The sequence below is a fragment of the Vagococcus fluvialis genome, from assembly GCF_003337315.1.
Classification (GTDB): Bacteria; Bacillota; Bacilli; order Lactobacillales; family Vagococcaceae; genus Vagococcus; species Vagococcus fluvialis.
The window spans coordinates 26,736-52,080 of sequence record NZ_QPJV01000017.1; the positions used below are offsets into that span (position 1 = coordinate 26,736).

25 protein-coding genes are annotated in these 25,345 nt (G+C 32.0%); 3 read left to right on the top strand and 22 right to left on the bottom strand.

Features of this window, described 5'->3' with window-relative positions; translation table 11 throughout:
- Window positions 1–218 precede the first annotated feature (218 nt).
- From DFR54_RS12455 to DFR54_RS12525, 15 genes are read right to left on the bottom strand one after another with little or no spacing between them, the layout of a single operon-like run.
- A complete protein-coding gene (locus DFR54_RS12455; RefSeq protein ID WP_114290489.1) occupies window positions 219–863 on the bottom strand; it encodes a DUF624 domain-containing protein in 645 nt (214 codons plus the stop codon).
- A 21-nt stretch (window positions 864–884) separates the two neighbouring features.
- A complete protein-coding gene (locus DFR54_RS12460; RefSeq protein WP_114290490.1) occupies window positions 885–2,051 on the bottom strand; it encodes a M20 metallopeptidase family protein in 1,167 nt (388 codons plus the stop codon).
- A gap of 16 nt (window positions 2,052–2,067) precedes the next feature.
- A complete protein-coding gene (locus DFR54_RS12465; protein WP_114290491.1) occupies window positions 2,068–3,099 on the bottom strand; it encodes a Gfo/Idh/MocA family protein in 1,032 nt (343 codons plus the stop codon).
- A complete protein-coding gene (locus tag DFR54_RS12470) occupies window positions 3,086–4,129 on the bottom strand; it encodes a PTS fructose transporter subunit IIC (RefSeq protein ID WP_114290492.1) in 1,044 nt (347 codons plus the stop codon). The genes DFR54_RS12465 and DFR54_RS12470 overlap by 14 nt, the downstream gene beginning before the upstream one ends.
- 9 nt (window positions 4,130–4,138) lie before the next feature.
- Window positions 4,139–5,020: a GNAT family N-acetyltransferase gene (locus tag DFR54_RS12475; protein ID WP_114290493.1), complete on the bottom strand. Its 882-nt coding sequence runs from the start codon at window positions 5,018–5,020 to the stop codon at window positions 4,139–4,141.
- The gene (locus tag DFR54_RS12480) at window positions 5,021–5,896 is read right to left on the bottom strand and encodes a Gfo/Idh/MocA family oxidoreductase (RefSeq protein ID WP_114290494.1); all 876 of its coding nucleotides are present in this window, start codon (window positions 5,894–5,896) and stop codon (window positions 5,021–5,023) included.
- 31 nt (window positions 5,897–5,927) lie between these two features.
- A complete protein-coding gene (locus DFR54_RS12485; RefSeq protein WP_114290495.1) occupies window positions 5,928–7,001 on the bottom strand; it encodes a dihydrodipicolinate synthase family protein in 1,074 nt (357 codons plus the stop codon).
- 3 nt (window positions 7,002–7,004) lie between these two features.
- Window positions 7,005–8,021, bottom strand: a complete 1,017-nt coding sequence (locus DFR54_RS12490) for an NAD-dependent epimerase/dehydratase family protein (RefSeq protein WP_114290496.1) — start codon at window positions 8,019–8,021, stop codon at window positions 7,005–7,007.
- A gap of 16 nt (window positions 8,022–8,037) precedes the next feature.
- Window positions 8,038–9,015, bottom strand: coding sequence for a Gfo/Idh/MocA family protein (locus DFR54_RS12495; protein ID WP_114290497.1), 978 nt, complete (start codon window positions 9,013–9,015; stop codon window positions 8,038–8,040).
- A 1-nt stretch (window position 9,016) separates the two neighbouring features.
- On the bottom strand, window positions 9,017–9,604 hold the full coding sequence (locus tag DFR54_RS12500) for a hypothetical protein (protein WP_114290498.1): 588 nt from the start codon (window positions 9,602–9,604) through the stop codon (window positions 9,017–9,019).
- A gap of 20 nt (window positions 9,605–9,624) precedes the next feature.
- The gene (locus tag DFR54_RS12505) at window positions 9,625–10,623 is read right to left on the bottom strand and encodes a zinc-dependent alcohol dehydrogenase (protein ID WP_086341709.1); all 999 of its coding nucleotides are present in this window, start codon (window positions 10,621–10,623) and stop codon (window positions 9,625–9,627) included.
- A 20-nt stretch (window positions 10,624–10,643) separates the two neighbouring features.
- Complete coding sequence (locus tag DFR54_RS12510; protein ID WP_114290499.1) at window positions 10,644–11,462, bottom strand: carbohydrate ABC transporter permease; 819 nt, start codon at window positions 11,460–11,462, stop codon at window positions 10,644–10,646.
- A gap of 12 nt (window positions 11,463–11,474) precedes the next feature.
- Window positions 11,475–12,419, bottom strand: coding sequence for a carbohydrate ABC transporter permease (locus tag DFR54_RS12515; protein ID WP_206172274.1), 945 nt, complete (start codon window positions 12,417–12,419; stop codon window positions 11,475–11,477).
- 12 nt (window positions 12,420–12,431) lie between these two features.
- Window positions 12,432–13,694, bottom strand: coding sequence for a sugar ABC transporter substrate-binding protein (locus DFR54_RS12520; protein ID WP_086341706.1), 1,263 nt, complete (start codon window positions 13,692–13,694; stop codon window positions 12,432–12,434).
- Between the two features lie 17 nt (window positions 13,695–13,711).
- Complete coding sequence (locus DFR54_RS12525) at window positions 13,712–14,770, bottom strand: Gfo/Idh/MocA family protein (RefSeq protein ID WP_114290500.1); 1,059 nt, start codon at window positions 14,768–14,770, stop codon at window positions 13,712–13,714.
- A 251-nt stretch (window positions 14,771–15,021) separates the two neighbouring features.
- On the opposite strand from DFR54_RS12525, the gene DFR54_RS12530 reads away from it, so the two are divergent.
- Window positions 15,022–15,837, top strand: coding sequence for an AraC family transcriptional regulator (locus DFR54_RS12530; RefSeq protein ID WP_086341704.1), 816 nt, complete (start codon window positions 15,022–15,024; stop codon window positions 15,835–15,837).
- A gap of 42 nt (window positions 15,838–15,879) precedes the next feature.
- Here DFR54_RS12530 and DFR54_RS12535 read toward each other — a convergent pair whose 3' ends face one another.
- The 6 genes from DFR54_RS12535 to DFR54_RS12560 form a co-directional block, all read right to left on the bottom strand.
- Window positions 15,880–17,130, bottom strand: a complete 1,251-nt coding sequence (locus tag DFR54_RS12535; RefSeq protein WP_114290501.1) for a hypothetical protein — start codon at window positions 17,128–17,130, stop codon at window positions 15,880–15,882.
- An 18-nt stretch (window positions 17,131–17,148) separates the two neighbouring features.
- Window positions 17,149–17,598 (bottom strand): hypothetical protein, encoded by a 450-nt coding sequence (locus DFR54_RS12540; RefSeq protein ID WP_114290502.1) that lies wholly within the window; start codon window positions 17,596–17,598, stop codon window positions 17,149–17,151.
- Window positions 17,599–17,862: 264 nt separating this feature from the next.
- Window positions 17,863–18,714 (bottom strand): aminoglycoside 6-adenylyltransferase, encoded by an 852-nt coding sequence (locus tag DFR54_RS12545; protein WP_114290503.1) that lies wholly within the window; start codon window positions 18,712–18,714, stop codon window positions 17,863–17,865.
- A gap of 16 nt (window positions 18,715–18,730) precedes the next feature.
- Window positions 18,731–19,252 (bottom strand): hypothetical protein, encoded by a 522-nt coding sequence (locus DFR54_RS12550; protein WP_086341699.1) that lies wholly within the window; start codon window positions 19,250–19,252, stop codon window positions 18,731–18,733.
- Between the two features lie 298 nt (window positions 19,253–19,550).
- On the bottom strand, window positions 19,551–20,714 hold the full coding sequence (locus DFR54_RS12555) for an NAD(P)-dependent malic enzyme (RefSeq protein WP_114290504.1): 1,164 nt from the start codon (window positions 20,712–20,714) through the stop codon (window positions 19,551–19,553).
- A gap of 19 nt (window positions 20,715–20,733) precedes the next feature.
- A complete protein-coding gene (locus DFR54_RS12560) occupies window positions 20,734–22,029 on the bottom strand; it encodes a 2-hydroxycarboxylate transporter family protein (RefSeq protein ID WP_114290505.1) in 1,296 nt (431 codons plus the stop codon).
- Between the two features lie 141 nt (window positions 22,030–22,170).
- On the opposite strand from DFR54_RS12560, the gene DFR54_RS12565 reads away from it, so the two are divergent.
- Both DFR54_RS12565 and DFR54_RS12570 read left to right on the top strand, forming a co-directional pair.
- A complete protein-coding gene (locus tag DFR54_RS12565; protein WP_114290506.1) occupies window positions 22,171–23,697 on the top strand; it encodes a Spo0B domain-containing protein in 1,527 nt (508 codons plus the stop codon).
- The gene (locus DFR54_RS12570; protein WP_114290507.1) at window positions 23,694–24,389 is read left to right on the top strand and encodes a response regulator; all 696 of its coding nucleotides are present in this window, start codon (window positions 23,694–23,696) and stop codon (window positions 24,387–24,389) included. The genes DFR54_RS12565 and DFR54_RS12570 overlap by 4 nt, the downstream gene beginning before the upstream one ends.
- Window positions 24,390–24,421: 32 nt before the next feature.
- Here DFR54_RS12570 and DFR54_RS12575 read toward each other — a convergent pair whose 3' ends face one another.
- Window positions 24,422–25,084, bottom strand: coding sequence for an SGNH/GDSL hydrolase family protein (locus DFR54_RS12575; protein WP_114290508.1), 663 nt, complete (start codon window positions 25,082–25,084; stop codon window positions 24,422–24,424).
- Window positions 25,085–25,345 lie beyond the last annotated feature (261 nt).

Genomic DNA, 25,345 nt, shown 5'->3' on the forward strand with positions numbered 1-25,345 from the left:
TTTCGACTAACAACAAAAACAAGTTACTGGTAAACGGATATAATTAAAATAAACTGTTTTCTTTTTTAAAAAGCATGTTCTTTTATATTTTGGTATTTTAATAACCTCCTAACTTTATTTACGATGTAAACCTTTACATTTTAGAATTTAAGCATAAGAAAACAAACCCTTAAAGAAAGAAACCAGTACTCCCTTAAGAATTCGTTTTTTTATGTCATTTATTTGTTATTTATTTCAACTAATTTTTGGCTATTCCATAAAAGAACAGCTATTAACAAGCTAGGTAAAATTAAAAAGCCAAAAGCAGGTTTAATAATCATCCCTAAGATTAAAACTGTTAGTAATAGACCATTAACAAAACTAATAATGCTATTTTTAAAAGTCACATAGATAGATATTTTTATTAATTCCTTGACTGATGACTTCTCTTTTTGATGTAAAAATAAAGCGTTACTATAAATAATAATACTTAAACTTATTAATAAAATAATTACTGGATTTAACCATTGTAAGAAAGATATCGTTGAAAAAAATTGTAGATCTACTATACCAACACTGATAACCATCATTAAAAACATAGTTAAAATAAGACTCAATTTAAAAACGCGTTTCCAGTAAGAAAAAAATGCCTTAAAAACTTGAATCTCATGTTCAGCACTTATTTTATTTAAACAATAGACAATCGAAAACAATGATGGACCTAAGGGAATACCTACAATAAAATAAATAGGAATTGTGAAAATCTCGGGCTTTAACATAATAAAAGCCATCATCAAAGGTAATGTTGTTATAAAAAAACAAACATTGATCATTAATAACTGATATATTTTTTCCACTATTAGCGCTACTTTTGATTGACTCAAACTAATCCCTACTTTCTTTTTTTACAACTTACTATGTTTTTTTACTAAATTAATATAAGTAGAAACACCATTTTTCATCAAACTTTCGTCAAGATAAAATTTTGGATGATGATTCATATACTCATACCCATCTTCAGCTAAACCACCGCCTAGAATCATAAAACAACTTGGTATTTTTTTGCCATACTCTGAAAAATCTTCACTTACCATTTTTTGAGGATTCGTAAAGATATATTTTTCATCTAAATTTTCTTTCACTGTATTATAAGCTATTTGAGTCGTAAACTCATCATTAATTACTGGCCCATATCCTTTTGTATAATTTAGTTTGAAAGTTGCATTATTTGCTAAACATACACCTTCGATAACTTGAGTAATTCTTTCTTCAATTAGTTGTCTAACTTGTTTATTTGTTGTGCGAACATTCCCTCTTATCACAGCTTTATCTGGAATAATATTAAAAATATCTCCTGCATGAAACTCACCAAAAGAAATAACTGCCGAATCAAAAGCAGAAATATTTCGAGATACGATATGATGAATACTACTGATTATTTCAGCACCTACTAAAATAGGATCTACGCCAAGTTCAGGGGTTGCCCCGTGACTCCCTTTTCCTTTTATTTCTAGTTCAATAATATCTTGTGATGCTGTAATAGGTCCACTTGCAATCCCAATGTGGCCAACCTGATGACCTGGAAAAACATGGAACCCATAAATGTGACTAACATCATCTAAAAAACCTGAAGCAACTATTTCTTTCGCTCCACCTGGTGGAACTTCTTCAGCACTTTGAAAGACTAACTTTATAGCATTTGAAAATTGGTCTTGATTATCACTTAACCATGAAGCTAGACCAAGTAACATGGGCATATGAAAATCATGGCCACAAGCATGCATGACTCCATCTGATAATGACGCATAAGGCAGGCCTGTTTCTTCTTTAACTGGTAAAGCGTCTATATCTGTTCGAAAGGCTATTACGTCTTTAGAGCCTTCTTTTTTTCCATAAATAGTTGCGATAAAACTTGTTTCACCAATTTTAATTATATCAAACCCACTGAATTCCCTTATTTTTTTTTGTAACCATTCACTTGTTTTGTACTCTTCATAAGAAACTTCGGGGTACTGATGGAGATAATGTCTCCAATCACACATTTTCTGATAAAGCATTTCTTCCTCAATCATCTCTCAATACACCTCCTTATAAATTAATAGGTCTATTTAATTTTGAAGATTGATAAATTCCCGAAACAATTTTTTGAATTTTTAAAGCTTCTTCTCCTGAAACTAAAAATTCTTTCTCACCTAAAAGATAATCATAAAATTCTCTAATTTGAATGACATGACCTGTTCCCCAATACGTTTTTTTGGCATGACCACTTGCTTCATAGTCTCCTTCTGGAATATCTTCGATTATCATTGGGCGTTCGTCAAAATACTCTACTTGCAACTTAGCCCCTGTAATTCTAACAACTGCTTCTTCTGTATGAAACTCTACTTCAACAGGCGCATCGTATGAATAATAATTATTAGCTAAAAATGAAATAATTGTTCCCTCTTTGTATTTAATAATCCCTTCGGCAAAATCCTCTACTTCAATTTTTTCATGAGCTCTGTTTCTAACTGTAGCTTCCACAAATTCAGGTGTTTGATTTAATAACCAATTGATTAAGTCTAATGTGTGGATAGCTTGATCAATAATCACACCACCACCCTCTTTTTCCCAAGTTCCTTTCCAGTCGCTCTTACTATAGTAAGCATCATCTCTTGACCAAGTAACTTGACATTTCCCTGCCAAAATTTTCCCAAGAGAACCTGTTTCAATCATCTTTTTTAATAACTGAGCACCGTTTGTGTAGCGATTTTGGAAAATCACGCCAAATTTAACTTGATGTTTTTTAGTTTGTTGAACCATTCTTTCAGCAGATTCTACTGTAGTTGACATTGGCTTTTCTGTTAATATATGCACGCCATGTTTGGCAGCTACTAAAGTTGCTTCTTCATGTAAATAATGAGGTAAACAAATATGGACTACATCTAGTTTTTCTCGAATTATCATTTCCTCATAATCTAAATAAAATGGCACACTGTATTTTTCAGCAGCGATTTTAGCTTTCTCCTCTTTAATATCACAAACAGCTACTAAATCCACTGCATCTAATGTTACAAGTGCATTGGCATGCATTTCATGAATATTTCCACATCCAATAATTCCTGCTTTAAATTTTGTCACTTCTATTCGCTCCTTTTTTTAATAAAATAATAACTAATGTACTAAGGATAATTCCGATTATTAGGGCTACAATATACAACACTAAATGAGAGACAGCTCCTGGAATCAACATGGCAAACACACCTCCATGAGGTAGTGAAAGACCACAATTAAAATACATTGAGAGACTACTTGCAACCATACAACCTAATACAAATCCTGGTAAAATTCGAAATAAATCTTTTACCGTATAGGCGATAACACTTTCAGTCACAAAGGTAGCTCCTAAAACCCATAACATAGAACTTTCTGAGACATCTTCTTTTGGAAAGTATTTCTTACCTATTAACATAGCTAAAGCAAGAGACAAAGGTGGTACCATTCCAGCTATCATGACAGCTGCCATTACAGGACTCGTCTCCCCCATACTTAAATCACTTAAAGTAGCTACGCCAAAAAAATAAGCTGATTTTCCGATTGGACCTGCTAAATCAATAATCATCATAAAACCAATTACTGCTCCAAGTAAAATCGGACTTTTGTCACTCATACCATTTAAAAATGAGGTAAACATCTCATTAAATAAAATTAGAGGTTTACCCACAACTGCTAATAAAATAAAAACTGTCACACAGCTACTAATGATTGGAATTAAAATATTATTTTTCAAAACAGTTAAGTTTTCTGGTAATTTCATATAATTAACTAATAAAAGAACACTATATCCAGCTAGATAACCTCCAATAGCTGCTCCAAAGAAAGCTGTATTCATCTCAGTTGCTAAAAAACCTGCTAAACACCCTGCTACTAAGCCTGGCTTTTTAGCTATAGAATAAGCCATTCCTCCTGCAACAGAAGGCCACATTAATAACATGCCTAAGCTACCAATTTTTTCAAAATAATCAGCTAAAACCTCTAATTGAAATGCATCTCTACTTAAAAATGAGAGTGCTGTTGCAATGCCTCCTGTTACAACAAAAGGAATCATAAAACCAATTCCAACAATCAAATGTTGATACATTGCATTTGCATTTTGTTTAAATTTCCCCATAATGTCTCCCTATAAAAAACCTAAATCCCATGTATGAGGAATAGGAATCTCCCTTACTTTTTCTTCATTGATTAATATAGTTCCTGCATTTTTTACAGGTGTCTTTTTAGATATTTCTTCTAACATATTAGATAATAAGCTCTCATTATAAGCTCTTACTCTTAATTCTTCTGCACTAACAGCTAACTGTCTAAAAGCTTTTAGTAAAATCTCTTCCTGACCATGATATTCCAATACTTCGGTAATTATTTTTTGATTCTCGTGACGTGTACTTATTAAAAGAAAACCAACTATTATTTCATTTTCATAAATCAAAAGTAGTTTTTCTTCACCTTCCCATAAATTACCCAAAGCCTTAGCATTCATTAAAATACTTAATTCAGTTGAACCTTTCATGTAATAAGTGTCTCCACTAATATTAAGTTTATGAATTTCCTTTAGCTCTTCTCTTTCTCCTGTATATTCTCTCATTACCAGATTTGAATTTTTTTCAGGAATAATAAATTCATTAAATTCTCCAAAAAACTCACAACCTTCTTGTAAATACAGTTTTCCCTGACCTGATACTAATAAAAAATCATTATCAGATTCTTTTTTCATTAATCGAAACAATGAGCGACCTATTCCTTGACCTTGATGATCCTCAGAAATACAAACTGCTCCAATTCGACTACCGTAAAATATGTCACCTTGATGATATAATTCTTCTGGTACAACACCAATAAAGCCAATCACTTTTTCATCTAAAATTGCCACATAGGAAAAAGTATTCGCCTCATTGAATAGTAATGGAAAAGAAACTTCCATTGGAATTTTTTCTTTAAAAACATCATTAGTTAGTTTGATAATACTTGGCCAATCTTCTTTTTTTACTAGACGATAAGTTATCACTTAAGACCATCCTCCTTTGTCGTTAATTCTTTCCACTAATGAAATCACTCTTTTGGTTTCTTTCAGACTAACTGGTGTTTTAAGTGTTTCAAAAAAGCGAATCATTTCTTCTAATAAATAAACATATAATGGTTCTTTGTCTGTATTTTGATTAAATTCAATAACTTCTTCTCCCATTAAAATCTTTCCTCTAAAGTCACCTATTCCCGATAAATCACCTTTAATAACACAAGCTAATTGGTTATAAAAACAGTTAATAATCATTTCATTCTGATTAGTTTCTACATATTCTACATTAAAATCAACAGGACATAGAGTTAACAAGGTTTCAACAAGATGAATTCCGTACCAAAACAAACCTGGAATTCCTGCTTCAATAGGTATTGGACCTTTTAACGCTATCTCGATCTGTTCATTTGGATTTAACTCTAATTTTTCTTTTACTTTTAAAACAGATTCTGAAAATCTTAAACTTGAACTGGACATTATCGGTGTATCATATTCTTTTACCAACACAATTATTTTCTCCAATTCTTTACTTGAGTAAGTAATTGGTTTATCAATAAAAATTGGCTTTTTATAGCCAATTATTTTTCGTAGTTGATCTAAGTGTAGTGAAGCATCCACAGAAGCGATAATAAACGCATCTGTAGAGCTTACTAAACTAGGTGTTAACTCTTCAACAATAGTAATAGATAGTTGATTTAACTCTTCTTCAATAGCCTGGTATCTATCTTGACTTAATGGTAGTTGGCTTCTTGTATCTCTTAAAGCATGTGTTATTTGCCAACTATTGATGTTTTTTTGACTGAGTAATCTAGCAAATGCCACACAGTGAGTGGAGTCAGTACCGATTACAGTAATTTGTTTAACCATCTATCTCATCCTTTGTTGATTTTTTTACTCTTTATCCTTTGACTCTTTCACGCCATAATTCTAAATTTTCTCTAATAAAATCGTCATCACTTAAATGCGGATAGTCTCTAGACACACGTGTTAATTCCTCTGCTTGTCCAGGACCCATGATTTCATTAGGGTTAAGACAATAATTACCTTGTAGTAATCCCTGACGAGCTAACATCTCATTAATTCCTGGAATACATCCTTGGAAATCATTATTGATATCAAAAAAGGCGGCATTGGCATCTGTTACTTGAGTGCCTTTCATTAATAGTTCTCTATAACCAAGACCTGTCTTCTTAGCTTTTTTTACTTCATCCATTAACTCAACAGCATTTTTTGTCCAAACTGCCCAGTGACCTAACAGTCCACCTAAAAATTCTTTTTGAACGAATTTCCCATCAACATTCATTTCATAAGGCGTTAATAAATCAGCAACAATGTTGTCATCATTTCCTGTATAAAACGCAATTTCATCAATTCGGCTTGAATGACAAACAGCACGTAAAACATCTAAGGTTTGGTATCTATTGAAGGGAGCTGTTTTAACAGCAACCACATTATCAATTTCCATAAATTTTTTCCAAAAATCATAACTAAAAATTCGTCCACCCACTGACGGTTGAAGATAAAAACCGAAGACTGGTATTATTTTAGCCACTTCTTTTGTTCTTTCTAACAAATCTTCTTCTGTATAATCTGGTAGACTGCCCATACTTAAAAGTCCCATATCATAACCATATTTGACTGCCAGTTCAGCTTCATTAATTGCCTGTTCTACAGGCCCACAAATCCCAGCCAATTTAATAAATGGACGATCTAATTTTGCTTTATCAATTTCTTCTGCAGCTATTCTTAAAACTGTTTCAAATAAATTATGCTCCGGATCACGAATTTCAAATTGTGTTGTATGAACACCAACTGCTAATCCACCAACACCAGCATCTATGTAATAATGAGTTAAAACTCTTTGATTAAACTCATCAAAACTACGATCCGGGTTTAAAGCAAGAGGATAAGCTGGCATGACTGTACCACTATGTAATAATTCTTTTAATTCAGGTTTTAAACGATTTACCATGGCTTAATATTTCCCCTTTCTCTCTTGGAAGTGTGTTGGTTTATCAATTGTAGCTCCGTCATTTAATAACCAATCCGCTGTGATATCAATCATCTCTCGAATTGTTGTTTGAGGATAACCAAATAACTCATGGGATTTAGAAGCGTTACTCAAGAGAGCTGTTTCTTGTTCCTCTCCTACAAAAGTAACTTCTTTATTTAAGGCCTCACCTAAACGTTCTGAAATCCAACGAACTGATAATGTTTCAGGGCCTGTGATATTTAAGATATTAGCTGGAGAGCTTGTCACAAATAATGAGCGAATGGCTTGCTCACAAGCATCTTTTTGCCAAATGACATTAACATGTCCCATTGTTAAATCAATTGCTTCATCATCTAAAATAGTACGAGCTAATTCAGATACAACGCCATATTTTAAATCAATAGCATAATTTAATCTAAAAATTGTCATCTCTGTTCCATTTTCTTTAGAAAAATGTTCGAAAATACGCTCTCTACCTAAGCAAGATTGAGCATATTCACCTAATGGATCTGGTGCCATTTCCTCAGAAGGAGCGCCCTCATTTACAGGAACTAAAGGATAAACACAACCTGTTGAAAATGCGACAATTCGGGAGTCCTTAAAGTACTCACAAATTCTTCCTGGTAAATACGCATTAACTGCCCAAGTGTAAGCTTCATTTCCTGTTGCTCCAAATTTATAACCAACCATAAAAATAATATTTTTTATTTTAGGTAAACTTCTCATTTCTTCTTCATTTAAAAAATCTGCTGCTAATGTTTTAATCCCATACTCTTCCAGTTCAGCCCGACTATTTGGGTCCGAAAATCGAGCAACACCATAAACATCATAATCAAGATTATTTTCGTCTATAGCATTTTTTAATAGCTTAGCTAATGTAACTCCCATTTTTCCGCTAACACCTAAAATCATGACATCTCCGTCTAATTGCTTAACATCATTAATTAAGGCAGTACTTGGTGTATTCATAGCTTTTTCTATTTCAACTAAAGATTTCATTCCTACTCTCCTAACATTAATTAATCATCACTGCTTGTTGAATTTTTGCTGAATCATATGCTCTTAGTCCAACTTCCATTGCTTTTAAACCATCGTACCCTGTAATAAAAGGTTCTCTTTTTTCTCTTACACAACTAACAAAATCTTTGATTAAACCAAAATCCATATTTTCACCAAAAAAGATATGGTTTGCTGCTTTTCCTGTATCTTGAAAATTACTTAAATGATCATTTAACGCATCAACCCTCAAGTTACCTTTAGAACCAAACAGCTCAATTGTCACGTCTCCCCAAGTTGGAAAATTATTACTTCTAGACCAACTACAATCATGAGTTACCATAATGTCATTAGTTAAAACCATGTTTAAAATACCACTATCTTCAACAGGCGTATCCTCAAAGAAAGTGTCAATTTCCGCATACACTTCTTTAACTTCTTCCTTAGTAAACCAACGAATGATATCTACCATGTGAACTGTGTGGTCAAGAACAGCTCCACCACCTGAAAGTTCTGGATTAACAAACCATTCCATAGGATTTTGTCCACGATTCGTGGTCTTAATGCTTTGTAACTCTCCTAATTCACCACTATCTAAAATCCGTTTTGCTTCAATAATGGGCTCACAGAAACGAACAGGAAAGGCAATTTGTAAAATGACTCCTGCTTCTTTACAAGCTTCTATCATTTCTTTGCCGTCTTCTACATTAGTAGCAATTGGTTTTTCACATAAAATATGTTTTTTAGCCTTTGCTGATAATAAAACTTCTTCTTTATGAAGACTATTTTCACTACAAATAATGACAGCCTCACAGTCACTTTCTAGTAAATCTTCTAGTGTTTCATAATATGTTGTTTGATAAGTTTTACTAGCCTTTACCCCACGTACTTTATCCGGGTCATAAATACCACTTATTTCAACATCTGGCAGAGACATTAAACTATCTGCATAACTATAAGCATGATGATGAGCAAAACTAATCATCCCTATTTTCATGTTATTTCCCGCCTTTCATTGAATCGGATAATAATTGATAAATGTTTTTTAATTCTAATAAATTTTCAGCAGTTAAAGTTGTTTCGAACTCTTCTGGTAGTAAAACTGTTGAGTTTAATTTAATAGATGCTTGAATTTGATTATCATAATCTAGATTAAAACCGCGTTTACTAAAATCAAATTTGAAACTTGCTCTTAAACCTTTTAAACTATTCAGCACATATTGAACAATCATCCGATTGTGAAGACGAATAGTTATAAAAATTTGCTGAGAATCTTCTGTTTTTTTTGAATACACTTTTAAGCGCTGAATTTTCCCAAAATATTGAGTAATAAAATATAAATCAACTAATACTGAGTTATAAAAACGCGGCTCAGTCATTTTATCTAATTGACGTTCATAATGAATAACGCCACCCTCATTTTTATGATTTTCAATTTGTTTTTCTGCAGCTTTTAAAGCATCTTCTCCTGAATTCTGATGTGTCACTATACACGTTTCATTTTTATTTTCGTAAATTATTTGTTTAATTGAAGATTCTATCGTCCCTTGAACAAAGGAATCATTAAACAAAGCTTGTAAATCCATGTCACAATCTCCTTTTCATTTTAGTAACGAACAATATGAGTCAACACAGAAATACCTGGTTGTTGTAAATCATGATAAGTTTTATCAATGTGTTCTAAATCAGTTACATTAGTCACGTAATCTGCTACTTTTATTCTATCTTTTCCTAACAAGCGAACATACTCTGCAGTGTTTCGCCCTTCAGTCCAACGTACTTGACCATATGGATAATCAATAGCATCTCTTTCATAGGACGGATCATATCGACCTGGTCCACCTGCTCTTGAAATCAAGATATCTATTTCTTTCGCAAACATATTTGTTCGCTCATAGTTTGGTTGAAGATCTCCAACTATGACACTTTTACCTTTATCTCGACACCACTCTAAACTTTTATTGGTTAAGTAACTTGAATCACCGCCTGTGCATAAAAAGACAGCATCAACTCCGTGACCATTTGTTACTTCAGCAATATGAGTTTCTAATTCTTCTTCATCAGTAAATGTATCAATACCTGTTGTTTGAGCAAAAACTTCCGCTCTTGGTTTAGATCGATTTAAAGCGATAACCTGATGACCTGCATTTTCAGCTATTTGACCAATTAATTGACCAAAGATACCTAAACCGACTACTAAACTTGTTTCACCAAATTGTAAATCTGCTTTTCGTAAAGCATGAATTGAAATAGCACCAATACCAGCTAAACAGGCTTCTTTTAGATCAACATGATCTGGCACATGACAAACTAAAGTTTTAGGAACAGCTAAATATTCTGCGTGATAAACATAAGGAGCTCCGTAACAAGCAACTCGGTCACCGGCTTTAAACCCTACTACTCCCTCTCCAACTTCTTCAACAACACCTGCAGCACTGTAACCTAAAGGAACAATATCCCCTTTGCTATTTCCCATCATTGTAATTTCTGTTCCCGGACTGATAGCTGAGTAACTTGTTTTGATTAAGACATATCCTGGTTTTGCTTGTGGAATTTCTGTTTCAAAAATAGCTACCTTCCCATTTCTTGCTCCAATATATTTCATTGTCTGACTCTCCTGACTTCTTATTTATTTCCAGAAAATGCTATTCCCTTAGTGAAGTATTTCTGGAAGAAGATAAAGATTAAGAATGTTGGTACAAAGGATAGAACTGATCCACCCATTTCAATACCAAAGTTACCTTCTTTTGTTAACATAGATGCTAAACCGACTGTTACAGGATACATCTCTTGACTTGTTGTAAAAATTAACGGTGTTAGTAAGTCATTCCAACACTGGATAAAAGCAAAAGTTCCAACTGTTGCAATAACCGGTTTACATAGAGGCATAAAGATTCTAAAGAATATTTGAAAATCGTTCGCCCCATCAATAAATGCTGCTTCTTCTAATTCTTTTGGTAATTGAGACATAAATTGTTTCACTAAGAAAACACCCATAATTGCCCAAAGTTGAGGAATGATTAATGGTAAATAAGTGTTGATCCAACCAAATTTACTAAACATGATATAACGAGGAATAATTAAAATTTGTGTTGGCACCATAATTACTGCCATCATCATCCAAAAAATCACATCTCGACCAAAAAATTCTTTTTTAGAAAATAAGTAACCTAAAATAGCTGCAAAGAACATTTGTGAGAACGTTGGAATAATTGTAATAATTAGTGAGTTGACCAACCATTTAGGATAGTCAGAATAACGTAAAATATGTTTAAAATTGTCTAAACCTAAATCACCACTTGCAATCCAATTGAATGGGTTACCAATTGGCAACTTCATTTTCATAAAACTTCCGACAATCATAATGAAGAAAGGTGTTAAGAAAAGTAAGGCTAGTAAAACTAGTAAAAAGATTGATAATTTCGATGTTTTTTTCGTTTCCATAATGATTGCCTCCTAACTGTAATCAATTGTTTTTCCTAAGAATCTCTTCTGAACTAATGACACTAAAAAGACCATGAAGAATAGTACATAAGCTAACACACTTGCATAACCTAGTCTTAATGCGGAGAATCCCTCTTGGTACATATAATAAACAATCGTATTTGTCGCAAAGTTTGGTCCACCACTTGTTAATAGGAAAGCTGAATCAAATACTTGGAATGAACCGATTGTTGTCATAACAGCTACATAGAAATGAATAGGAAGAAGTAATGGAAACGTGATTTTCCAAAAAACTTTACTTTTGCTTGCCCCGTCAATTCTGGCAGCTTCGTATAATTCTTCTGGAATACCTTGAAGACCTGCAAAGTAGTAAATCATTGTACTACCAATAATTTTGAAGATACTTAAACCAGCAAGTACTAATAATGCCTGATTAGAACTTGATAAAAACATTTGCTCTGGTAAACCTAACATACCTAAAAACTGGTTGATAAAACCTTCACCAGTACCTCTAAATAACCACTGCCAAATACCTGCTACTACAACAAATGACGTAACTACTGGTAAGAAGAAAATTCCTTTAAAGAAGTTACCGACTTTTGTTTTTTGACTAACGATTAATTGTGCTAACATCAGACCAATCGCCATCGATGGTACGATGTAATAAATTGAAAATACTAACGTATTCTTTAAAGATTTCCAGGCGATTGCATCGCCCAGAAATCTCTGCCAGTTCCCTAATCCGATAAATTCCGGAGTCCCAATTATTGGCCAATCGAAGAAAGTGATAATAAAACTAAATACGATAGGTGCCAAGAAAAAAATGGTGAAATGAATCAATACTGGAATCATGAATACGTAGACAATTGCATGTTTAGCCATATGATTTTTCAATGAAAAACTATTCTTACTTTTTTTAACTGTTTTAGTTGTTTGCATTGTATTGTCCACTTTCATTTATAGTCCTTTCTATTTCATCTCGTTTTTAATTAACTCATTTGCCTCTTTTGCCGCTTCTTCTGGTGTTAATGATCCTTCTAACATTGCTTGTAATTTAGCTTGTACATTTGGCATAAAAATACGAGCAGATGGATGAATAACTCCTGGATTTGCAATTTCAACATATTGCGCTAAATCTTTCATACGTTCGTTATCATCAAAGATTGTTAGAGCAGATGTTCTTGCTGGAATATAGTTAGTTAATTTATTAAATGATTTCGCATTTTCACTATTTGTCATAACTTCAACAAATTTAGCTGATTCAGCTTTATGTTTAGATGTAGAGGCTACTGAGAACATTCCTGTTGTACCAAAAGTCGCTTGTTCTTTTTGTTTTAAAGGAGCCCCAATAACATAGTTTTCTTTACCTTGTTCAGCCATTGAAGAAATTAGATAACCTGTTCCGTAAGCTGCTAACATTTTTCCTTCTTGGAATCCTGTTTGTTCAGTTGCATTAATTGAGTCTTTTGGAATGATTCCTTCATCATAAAGTTTTTTAATTTCAGTAAATGCTTCAACTGATTCTTTACTATCAATTACAGCCTCACCGTCTTTAATAATGTCTCCGCCTGCTTGCCAGATAAATGGATAAAGTGTTGAGTTTAGTGTGCTTCCACCTTCAAAAGTACGTCCAGCATAACCTTTTTCAACTGCCTTTTTAGCTAAAGCGTCAAATTCTTCCCAAGTTTCAGGTAATTTTTCAGGATCACCACCAACTTCTTTTAAGATGTCTGTGTTGTAGAACATTGTTTGAACTTCACGTAAAATCGGTAACCCATATTTTTTACCATCATATGTTACAGCCTCTAATGATGTTTCAGAAAAATCTGCAGCATCAAAATCTTTTCCTAGATGATCATCCATTGGCTCTAAAATACCTTTATCCGCAAATTGAGTCATCATATCTGGAATTAAGTAGAACACATCAGGACCATCACCAGATGACAACGCTGTCATAATTTTCTGCTCACGATTTGCCCAAGGAATTTCTTCGAAGGCGATTTTAGCATTCGGATAGTCTTTCTTAAATTCTTCTGCCATCTTATCAAAAACTTCAGTTTGCTCAGCTTTTAATTCTGTTCCAACGAAGGGATGTGTCCAAACTGTTAAAGTAAATTCATCATCTTTTGATTTAGCTGATTCTTCCTTTTTATCATTGTTTCCACATGCAACAAGAGCAGTTGTCAGAGCTAAACCTGCAGCTAATAAACCTAATTTTTTAACTAATTTCATTTTAAAATTCTCCTCTTTTAAAGTATTATTTCATGTCCAGTTCGTGCTGATTCATAGATAGCGTCTAATATTCTCATAATTTCGACTCCATCCTCAGCAGGTGCTAGACAAGTTTCATTGTTTAATACCACATCTACATAATGATTAATTTCATTTTGGAATAAACCGTTCATATCAAGCGACGTTGCTCGTTTGAAGTTAATATCTGTTAAATAACCATTCATCTCTGTAAATAGCTCAATTTCAGGGTCAATACAAGCACCACCCTTAGTTCCAAAAAGTTCGATTTTCCCAACATCATCTTTAAGATTTAAATTAAAACTAGCATCAATTGATAAAACTGCTCCGTTATCAAAACGAATCATCGCTGTTGCTAAGTCTTCTACATCAAAAATATCCTTCTCAGATTTTGAAACAGATGAATAATCAGTTTCATCTTTCAGCTCTTTACGACTATCCAGTTTTCTAAAAGTCGCACCATAAACTGATGTTACTTTTGGTTGACCGAATAAATAGTGAACCAAATCAATCACGTGAACACCTAAATCAATTAAAGGTCCTCCACCAGAACGACTCTTATCACCAAACCAACCACCTGGATTCCCGTGGCGTCTTAGATACTGAGCTTTAGCAAAATATAGGTCACCAAAGAATTTACTAGTTAGAAAATCTTGTAAAATCTTTGTGTCATTTCCAAACCTTCTAACAAAACCAATCATTAGTAATCGGTCATTGTCTATTGAAGCTTGAAGCATTTTTTCAGCGTCTTCTTTATTTGTCGCCATAGGTTTTTCACAAAGAACATGTTTCTTAGCATTTAACGCTGCTATTGTACACTCAGCGTGAGCTGCATTCCATGTACAAATACTCACTGCTTCAATGTCCGGATTTTTAAGAAATTCCTCCTTGCTTGTATATAGATTTTTAACACCATATTGCTCACCCATTTTTTTCAATTGCTTTTCATCTGTATCGCAAAAAGCCATCAAATTAACTTGTTCATTTTTTAAATAGGCTTGAATATGTTCGTTAGAAATGCTTCCAACTCCAATAACACCGACATTAAGCTTTTCCACCTAGATAAATCTCCTTTCCTTGTGCTATACTTTATTTATAAATTACTTTTGTGATTTAAGTTTATTACATGTTTATGAAAGCGTAAATATAGTTACTTGCTTAAAATTTGTACTATCTTGCTGTTGTGATAACTAATGAACTAGTCAGTTAAGTTATGTTCGTTTTTAGCTAATATTCATTTACATGATTGAAATTAATCCCAAAGAAACTTTGTGAAACTAAAAAAGCATTATATTAAGGAGTGTGACTTGTGGCAAAAATATTTTACGAAACTCATTTTTTTGAAGACCCTTCTTTTCCTGTTATTTTTCATTACAACACACTAACAAAAGGCAGATTCGAAGTTTTTCCTCACTGGCATATTAATATTGAAATTTTATACGTGATTGAAGGTACTGTTTCTATTACCTCTAATACTGCCAAAATTATTGCCAATGTAGGGGATATTGTTATTATTAATTCCAACTACCTCCACAGTATTCAAAGTCTTACAAAAGATTGTAGCTATTACTGCTTAATTATTGACCATGAACATAGTCAAAAATTAGGTTTTGATACAACTAATAATCGTTTTCTATCTATTACAACTGATAAAGAAATTAAAAATATTTACAATTTAATTATTAATGAAATGTTAAATCAAAAAAAATACTATAAAAAAGCCTCCGTTGCTTTATGTACAACCATGCTGATTTTATTATTTAGAAATGTTTGGTTAAATCAAGAAAAAGAAATCAATAACTCTGATAACAAGACTTCTATTGTGAAGCAAGGGATTGGGTACATTAATGAGCACTATGATGAAGACATTAAAATTGATGATATTTGTGCTACTGTAGGTGTTAGTAAATATCATTTTTGTAGAATCTTCAAAGAAGTCACTCAAAAAACAGTTAATGAATATACCTTATCCTTACGCGTTCAGCAAGCAAGATTTTTATTAAAAGAAAAAAAATACAGTGTTTCAGAAGCTGCAGAAGCTACTGGATTTAATAGTGAGTCTTATTTTTCAAAATGTTATAAGAAAAAATTAGGTGTTTTACCTTCAAAAGAAAGATCTATATAATAAAAAAACAGCCACATAAGTTTTATCTTATGTGACTGTTTTTTATTGTTTTGCTGAGCCATTTCCATGGCCTGGTGAATAATTAGCCGCTTCTGCTTCAGTAATCAAAGAGAAGTTATTTGGATTTTTTACTTGGCCATATGTTTTACCACTAGTTACTTTTAAGTATTTAAAACCTGCTGGTGCTTGATACCAATCACCATTCATAGTTGGTCCCGCAGCTTGTTCAGCCTGTTTTCTAGCTTCTTCTTCTTGTTTACGAGTTTCTTCAGCTTGTCTTTTAGCCTCAGCAGCGGCTTTTTCTGCTGTTTCTGCAAGTCTCTTTTGACTATTTTTTAGAAGCGTTTCATATTCTGGTTGAATTCTCTCATAATGTTTCTTCAAATCACCAGGATTATAGCCTTTTTTCTCTAAAGTATCTTTAATAACTGTAACATAGCTATTTAACTGTTCTTTTTCAGAATCTTCTAGTTGACCTTCAGATAACAATTTGTTACTTAAATTAATTAATTCTTTTACTTTAGGACCGTGTTCTTTAAAATCAAACTCAGAATCTTTAATTTTAGTTGTTATTTTTTCAACTAATTGATTGCTCTCTTTTTGTCTATCTTTAACAACTTGTAAATCATCCACATGATCAAAGAGCTCTGCATTTTCCTTTTGTGTCTCTTTTATCAATTTTTTGTCTGGCACTAATACATACTCATGTTTTGATAAATCTTCTAATTTTTTGTTAAACTCTTTTAACTCTTCGACGCTACTTTTAGCTTGTTTTTGATTATCAATTAATTGAATAGATAAATCATCAACTTCTTGAGCAATCTCTCGAACAGGCTTTACTTTAACTGAAGTATCTAACATTTTTATTTCTTGCTGTAATTTATCAATTAAAAGAGCATCCTCTTTCAGGATAAATGGTTCTTCAGATTTACTTGTTAACTTCTCTAACTCAGTCTGGAGCACATTAATCTCTTTTTTAGCAACGGTTGCCTCATTTTTTACGATTGCTTGTTGAACAGTTTCTATGTTTTCTTGTTCTAATTCAATTAGATCTGTTAATTTTGATTTTACATCTGAATCTTTAACATCAGCAAATCTTGTTAGTTGATTTTCCAACATGGATTTATCGGAATCTGATATAAACTCTGATTCCATAATTTTAAGCATTTCAGTTTTGTTGGTTTCATGTTCATCATATATTTTTTGGTATGACGCTTCATATGTATTTGTTGCAATTCCCCCAACTGCAGCAAAAGATAAAACAATACCAACTAATTTTTTCTTTATTGACACGGTGTTCTTCCCCTATTCCTAATAATCAAGTAGTGTGTGATTCTTTTTCTCTGATTTCTCTAAGGATTCATATAAAAAGAAACTATTCTCAATTTTTTTAGATAATTTTTCTTCATAATTTTTACTTTTTAATAATATTTTCAGTTCTTCTTCATTACCAAGAAAATTTTGAGTTAGCTGATTATCTAAAAAGAAAATAAATCTTCTATCCTTAGATAATTCTTTGTGATGTTTTTTTAAATATCTTTCAATTCGATCATAGTACCGACTAACTGATTTTGTTTTTATTGCAAATATAAGGGAAATCGCTAATCCAATAGTAAATAAAACAGCTGGATGAACTCTTATTAAGTCAAAATATAGAAACAACGAAATAGTACTTAACAAACCTAGAACTAAAGATGTTAACTGTAGTTCTTTCTTTTTAAGTGTTTCATATCCTAACATGCTTTTCTTATACTCCTCCATTACAACTCTCCTAACAACAGTTATTTAACCACTACTATCATATCTTTTTATCAGCTAATAAACAAGATTCTCACTTATTTTTAATAAGTTTTTCACAATCCGATTTCTAAATAAAAAAAGAAATGTAAACCCTTTTTAGTGAGTTTCATTTCTCAAAAAAATTACTTTAATATCATCTGTCTACTAAAGGTTTTAAAACCTAGTGATTCATACATTTTTCAATCACATTCAGCACAAAATATTTAAGTTGAGATATTTTTATCCTTATCTTTTTAAATAAAAGGTCTCAATAAATGATATCATGACTTCTTCATCATTTGGATAATCAAATCCTAATTCTAAGCTGACTTTTCTTGAATATGTTTGAAATAGACTTAAGGTATGCCAAAATGACTGTTCCATTTTCTCTTTTGTACTTAAATCAAAAGTTAATAAGAAATCTTGCCAATTTTCTTCTGATAAATAATTTTGAATAAACTTATAGTTCTTACCTAAACTTCTGTCATAACCCTGTTCATATCCAATGTGCCAAGACATCATTCTAAGAAGTTCTTGTCTAATATTATTATGCAGATGATCCATAGCAAATAATAATTCACCTCTAGCTAAACCTTTTGCAACATAAGCAGATACGTGCCAAAATTCATTTAAACAATCATTAAATTCTGCCTGATTAGGTTTTTTAAGCCAATAGTTTTTATCACTAGCTGGAGCAAGGTTTGAAAGTAACCTATCTTTATCAACCAAAACTTCAACTAAACCGTCAGATTCTTCTAAATACCAAGGTAAATCCTTTACTAAAACTAAACTTAAATCAATTTTTATGCCATCTTCCAAATACATTAAATAAGAATACATCTTAGGAAATTCAGGTGGAAATAGCGTCATATCTTCTGGTTTTTGCATAAAAACAACTTTGCCAAAAATAGCTAACCACGAGTCACTAACTAAAAAAGAATCTCTTTCAGTTACAAAAAATGTCACGTCATAGTCTTGATACTTGTCCTTTGGTATATTGACATTGGTTAGCGAACCTTCTAAAACAGATAATCTAATCCGGTTATCTTCTTTAGTTTGTTTTTTAAATAACTCTAACATCTCAGTTTTTGTTCTCATTATTTCACCTAAATTCTTAATCAAGTTTAATCTGATTAAAGAAAAAACTGATTTGATTAATTAACTCATCCCATTGATCATCTTCATTCCAAATAATCTTTTTATTTTGATATGTAGCTAATTTAATTATATTCATTTCCGTGGTTTTCTCAGAAATAAATCTCCATTCAAAAAAATCAGTATGGATACAATTCTTAAATTTGTTCTGGTGGCCCTCTAATTGTAATTTATGTAAATCTAAGATACCTTCTTTGATTGGGTACTTAACTTCAACAGAAGCAATTGGTTTTGATCCATTTTTATTGATAACTAATAGATCAGGAAATCCCGTTTCAGAATTATAAAATTCATAATCTTCACCTAACCATTTTCGTCTTGAAGAAACATTGATTGTTGTATAATTTTGACTTAAAACTGATCTTATTATAAATTCTACTGTAAAATATAATCCTACCTCAACTGAATTTCTTTTAGAAATAATATCCATCTCATTCTTGTAGTCTTCATAAGTTAATTCATATGATATTTTTTTATTCATTGGCTTTCTACTCCTTTTTTATTTCTTTACACAAATTTATTATATAACTTAAAATAAATAACTCAACGCCTCTATAAAGGCTTGCATTGGACCTGTTAAATACTTATCTTTTAAATAACTTATCACAACTTCACGAGTTGGTGGATTAATTATCTCAATTTCTTCTATTTCTAAATAGTTTAAATTACTTTTGAGTTGATGAGGTTGAATAATGACTATGGCATTTATTTTTCAGTAAAAACTTCAAAATAAAACAAAGCCAACAGATATTGTTACAATCTGTTGGCTTTGTTTATTTTCATTTAACTGCTTGGGCAACACTTTCTGCCACTACTTTAGCTACACCTTCTTGGAATGGATCTGGAATAATATTTGTTGTTGATAATTCTTCATCTGATATTAAGCTAGCTATTCCTTTAGCAGCTGCAATTTGCATCTCTATTGTAATTTTTGTGGCACGGGCATCTAAAGCTCCTCTGAAAATACCAGGAAACGCTAAGACATTATTAATTTGATTTGGAAAATCACTGCGACCAGTTCCAACTACATAAGCTCCCGCTGCTAAGGCTTCATCAGGGAAAATTTCAGGAGTTGGGTTTGCCATAGCAAAAATAACTGGTTTCTCATTCATTTCTTTAAGCCATTCTGGTTTTAAAACACCTGGTGCTGAAACGCCTACAAAAATATCAGCTCCTTTTAAAGCTTCTTTTAGAGTTCCTTCACGCATTTCACGGTTAGTTACTTTTGAAATCTCAGCATGATGAGGCGCTAAATCAGCTATTTGAGATTCAGAGATAATGCCAAAACGATCAACTACAGTGACGTTTTTCACACCAGCAGCTAAGAATTTACGTGTAACTGAAAGTCCTGCTGAACCTCCACCATTAACGACTACATTAACTTCATCAATTGATTTTCCAATTAGTTTTAAGGCATTATATAATGCAGCTAAAACGACAATTGCTGTTCCGTGTTGGTCATCATGGAAAACTGGAATATCTAATTCTTCAATTAATCTTTTCTCAATTTCAAAACAACGTGGCGCACTTATATCTTCCAAGTTGATTCCGCCAAAGGTTGGTGCAATATGTTTAATTGTTTGAATGATTTCTTCTGTATCTTTTGTATCTAAAACAATTGGAATCGAGTCTACATTTGCAAAACGTTTAAATAAAGCTGATTTTCCTTCCATTACAGGCATTGCAGCTTCAGCTCCAATGTCTCCTAAGCCTAAAACAGCAGTTCCATCACTAATAACAGCTACTGTATTTTTTTTGGTTGTTAATTCATAGGCTAATTCTTTGTTTTCAGCAATAGCAGATGAAACGGCTGCAACTCCTGGCGTGTATGCAATACTAAGATCTTCCTTGTTATCAATTCTCACCTTTGATTCAACTGATAATTTACCACCATTTACTCTTGCTTGTTCAATTGCTAATTCTTTTACATCTTTGACTGTCATTCTGTTTTCCTCCTATTAATTAAAATATTAATCTAAAAATAAATGTCATTGAAATAACTGTAATTGCGCCGCCCAATCTTGTTGCTACTTGTGCAAAAGGCATTAAATTCATTCTATCTGTTGTACTAAGAATAGCTACATCTCCAGTTCCACCCATTCCACTTTGGCAAGCTGAAATAATAGCCGCTTCTACAGGGTACATATTCATAAATTTTGAAACAAAGAAACCTGTTGTAATAACTGTTAACACTGTACTAATAACAACTAAGAAATATTGCCATGTTAAAACACCTACCACATCTTTTAAAGGTATATAAAGCAAACCTAAACCTGCCATAAGTGGGAAAGTAAAGTTTCCAGAAATAAATTTATACAACTGTTTAGAACCTCTTTGAGTTTCAGCTGGCACAACATTAATATATTTCAAAGTTGCTGCGACAACAATCATTAATACTGGTCCAGGGAAACCTGTTAAATGCTGTAATAAACCACCAGTGATAAATAACGTACAAGCTGTTAATACACCCGCACCCATTAATTTTACATCAATTGGAGACTTATCTTCTTCTTCCTCTAAATCAATTTCTTCACCTGGTTTTTGTTTTACTAACTGTCCTTTACCTGATAAATGAGGTTTTTTCTCGCCTAAACGACTAATGAATGCAGAACAACCAATGGCAAAAAAGTTACCAATAATCGTCGCAGGAATTAGTTGACCAACTAATTGTTCGCTTCCCATGCCTGTAATTTGGCTATAACCAAGTGAAAGTGGTAAAATGCCTTCACCAATCCCTCCAGCTAAAACTGGTGTTACAACGAAAAATAAAGTATGTTTCCAATCCATTCCTAAAAGAACACCAACTAATGTCCCAACTCCCATTGCTAAAACCATACCAATCATCATAGGAATAATCATTTTCATTAAACCTTGAACTAATATTTTACGGTTCATCCCTAAGATACTACCACAGACTAAACAAGCAATATAAAAATATAAAAAGTTTGCCTGTTTCATTAACATATCTGCTGATTGTAAAACGTTATCATTTATTAAATTGAAAAAAACTAAAATAGACGGAATTAATAATGACATAATAGCTGGTCCACCAAAGTTTTTTAAGTAAGGAATATTAGCTCCTAATGTTCCTAAGAACCAGCCCATTGTTAAAATAACTGCAAAACCACCTAACATATTAACTGGCAGTTGTTCTAGATAAGCTGTTACTAAAATGACTAGTGAAAGGACTAGATACACAGGTAATGGTACCGAGCCTACATGAAAAGTTTGCCACCCTTTTTTCTCTTTTAAATCCATTTATTTTCCTCCTCTTTGTTAGTGACTTCATCTTACTGAAACCGTTTTTACAAAAACAGATTATTTAATTAATTTAAGTAAATCCAATTAATTAAATCGACAAAGAAAATGCTATAATGATTTCGAAAAGGGGAATTAATTGTGAAGAAAAAATTGAGTTTATGGGCTGTTTTATCTTTTTCTTTTATTGCTACACTCGTATTATCTGTCTCTATTTCTTATGGATTAGTTATTAAAAACGCGGCTAATCGAGTCAGAAAAAATGAAGAAAAATTACTATTAGCAACAGGGAAACAACTTGCCAGTGAGAACTTAGTCATTGAAAGTTTACAAAAAAATGAAACCAATGAATCACTACAACGTTATACCAATCAACTAACCAAAAATTACGAATTAGATTTTATTGTAGTAATGGATATGAACGCTATTAGACTAACACATCCAGATAGCTCAAAAATTGGTAAACACTTTGAAGGTGGAGATGAATCTACTTCTTTACAAGGGAAAAATCATGTTTCAATTAGTCAAGGAACTCTTGGAAAATCTTTACGTGTTTTTGTTCCTGTATACGCAGCTGATTCTCAAATTGGTGTCATTGCTTTAGGAGTTAAATTAACGGCTCTCTCCACAATGATTCAACAATCTCAAAAAGATTATAAAATCTCTCTTATCATTGGTTTGATTTTTAGTTTAATTATTTCCTTTGTTGTTTCCCTTTATTTTAAGAGAATTCTCTTAAATCTAGAACCTAGAGAAATTGCTTCACTTTTAGAAGAAAGAAATGCTATGTTAGAAGAGATGGAAGCTGCAGTCGTGGTAATCGATTTACATGAAAAAGTTCTCTTAGCTAATCTACAAGCTCAAACTCTTTACCGTTATACAACCCAAGAAAATGACTTAACAGGACAACCTATTCAAAAATTATTAACAGATTTCAATCAAATTGATTTAGATAAAAAGATTGAGCAGCTTTACCAACAACACGGTCAAGATTATTTATTTTCATCTTCTCCCATTGTTGTTCGCGGACATAAAACGGGATATATTATTTTTCTAAGAAATGCTACAGAATCTATTTTTGTTGCTGATCAGCTAGCAAATACAACTGCCTACGCAACGGCTCTTCAAAGTCAATCTCATGAATTTATGAATAAACTTCATGTTATTTATGGTTTAGCTAATTTAGAAGCTTATGATGAATTAACTCATTACTTAGATACCTTACTGACTCCTGAACAAGAATTTTCTAGCTACTTGTCACTGTTAGTTAAAGACCCTATTATTGCTGGTTTTTTAATTGGTGAACGGCAAAAATTTTCTGAAGTAAAAACCAAATTACAAATTGAGATATTCCCTGAAATTCCACTTAATAATTCAGAAGAACGCACAGAATTAATTACTATTTATCGTTATATTCACTACGCTTTTTTACAAAGAAAACTACCTGAAACCCTAAATTTAAGTATTGAATTAATTAATGGTATGTTAATCACCACTTATACGTTTAATAATGAAGATATTCTTCAAAATGAATGGTTTAAAATAAAAGAAAGCTTACACTCTTTTTATTTTAAACAGCTATTAAATGATAGTCAGAGTCAGCTAACTTTCAAATCAAATTCACTTGTTTTACACTCAACTTATCTCAAGGAGGACGCTCTTAAATGACACATATTTTAATTATCGAAGATGATCCAATGGTTCAATTTATTCACCAATCTTATCTTGAAAAAATTAGTTCTGACTACGTGATTGATGTCTGCACCTCGATTGAAGAAAGTCTATTAATTCTCAATGAAAAATCAGTAGATTTAATTCTTTTAGATATTCATCTTGAAGATGGTAATGGACTAAACCTATTAAGTGAATTAAGAACAAAAAAACGAGATATTGATGTTATTTTAATAACGGCCTCTAAAGAAGCCATTCTGGTCAAGGAGAGCTTACATTTAGGGGTTTTAGATTATTTAATCAAACCATTTACCTTTGAAAGATTTGCAAAAAGTATTGCACTTTATCAAAAAAAGATTGATCAATTAAATAGTTCTGAGTTAGATCAGTCTTTAATTGACTCCCTAATCCAGCCCTATTCAGCTGATACTTTATCGAAAGAAGAAGAAATGGAGAAAGGGCTAACCCAAGAAACACTAACTCTAGTTATTAAAACCATTCAAAAATTAGAGCAGCCTTTTACTATCCAAGCTTTGACTCAAGCCACAAATCTTTCACATGTCTCTATTAGAAAATACGTTTCTCATCTTGAAAAAAAGCAACAATTAACTAGCAAAAATATTTACCTAAAAGTCGGAAGACCTTATAAAACTTATATTTGGAATGAAAAAAATAACCAAAGAAACTAATAGAAAAGTTTCTTTGGTTATTCATTTTTTGTTTAATAATAAGATAGTTTTGTTTGCTTAATAACATCTATAATATGTGATGAAATAACTTCATAACCGTAATTAGAAGGGTGAAATTTATAGATTTCTCCCTCTCCATCAACAAACATTGTTTCTACATTTAACTCATTAAAACCTGATAAATAATATAAATCTACGTAGGGCAAACTATATAATTTAGCTATTTTAACGATTGAATCACGGTAAATTTTGGGCATTAAGCCATTAGCATCTGTAAAGCATTTGAAGGGGACAATTATAACAATTTTTGTCTGAGCATTTGTTGTTATAATATGTTCAATCATCTTTTGGTAACTACCACAAAATGTGTCGCAATCAAAATCTGAGCCAATTTCTTGGACAACACCAAATTTATCAAAATCATAATCTCTAAAATTATTAATTCCTGAAAAAAGAGTAACACCATGAATTTCTTTAAAATCATTTTGCAAAACTCTGCGACAAATTTGTTGTGTAATTTCACCGCTAATCCCTTGATTTTCAACTTCCATTCCTAAATATTCTTTCATGTAAGATTGATAACCTTTACATAATATCCCAGCTTCGTTACTATCGTCACCATAAATTTGGCCATCATAAAAAGTAACAGAATCCCCGTAAGCTATCCATTTTTCACCAGTAAATAATTTATCCATTATGTTAGTCACTTCCTAAATAATTTTTGCTTAAATTTATCTTATCTATATATTACTATCCTTCATTGCTGGATAGCGTAAAATATTTTGTGTAAATAGAAATTTTAGGTAGATAAAAAGAAAGTCCATTCTGTAAAATTAAAGTTACCACAACCGAAATTTTATGGGAGGACTTTCTCATGACTAATTTTACTACAGAAATTATGGAAACACTAATCAATAAGGGTGATTTGGATGACTTATTCCGTCGTCATCTAGAAT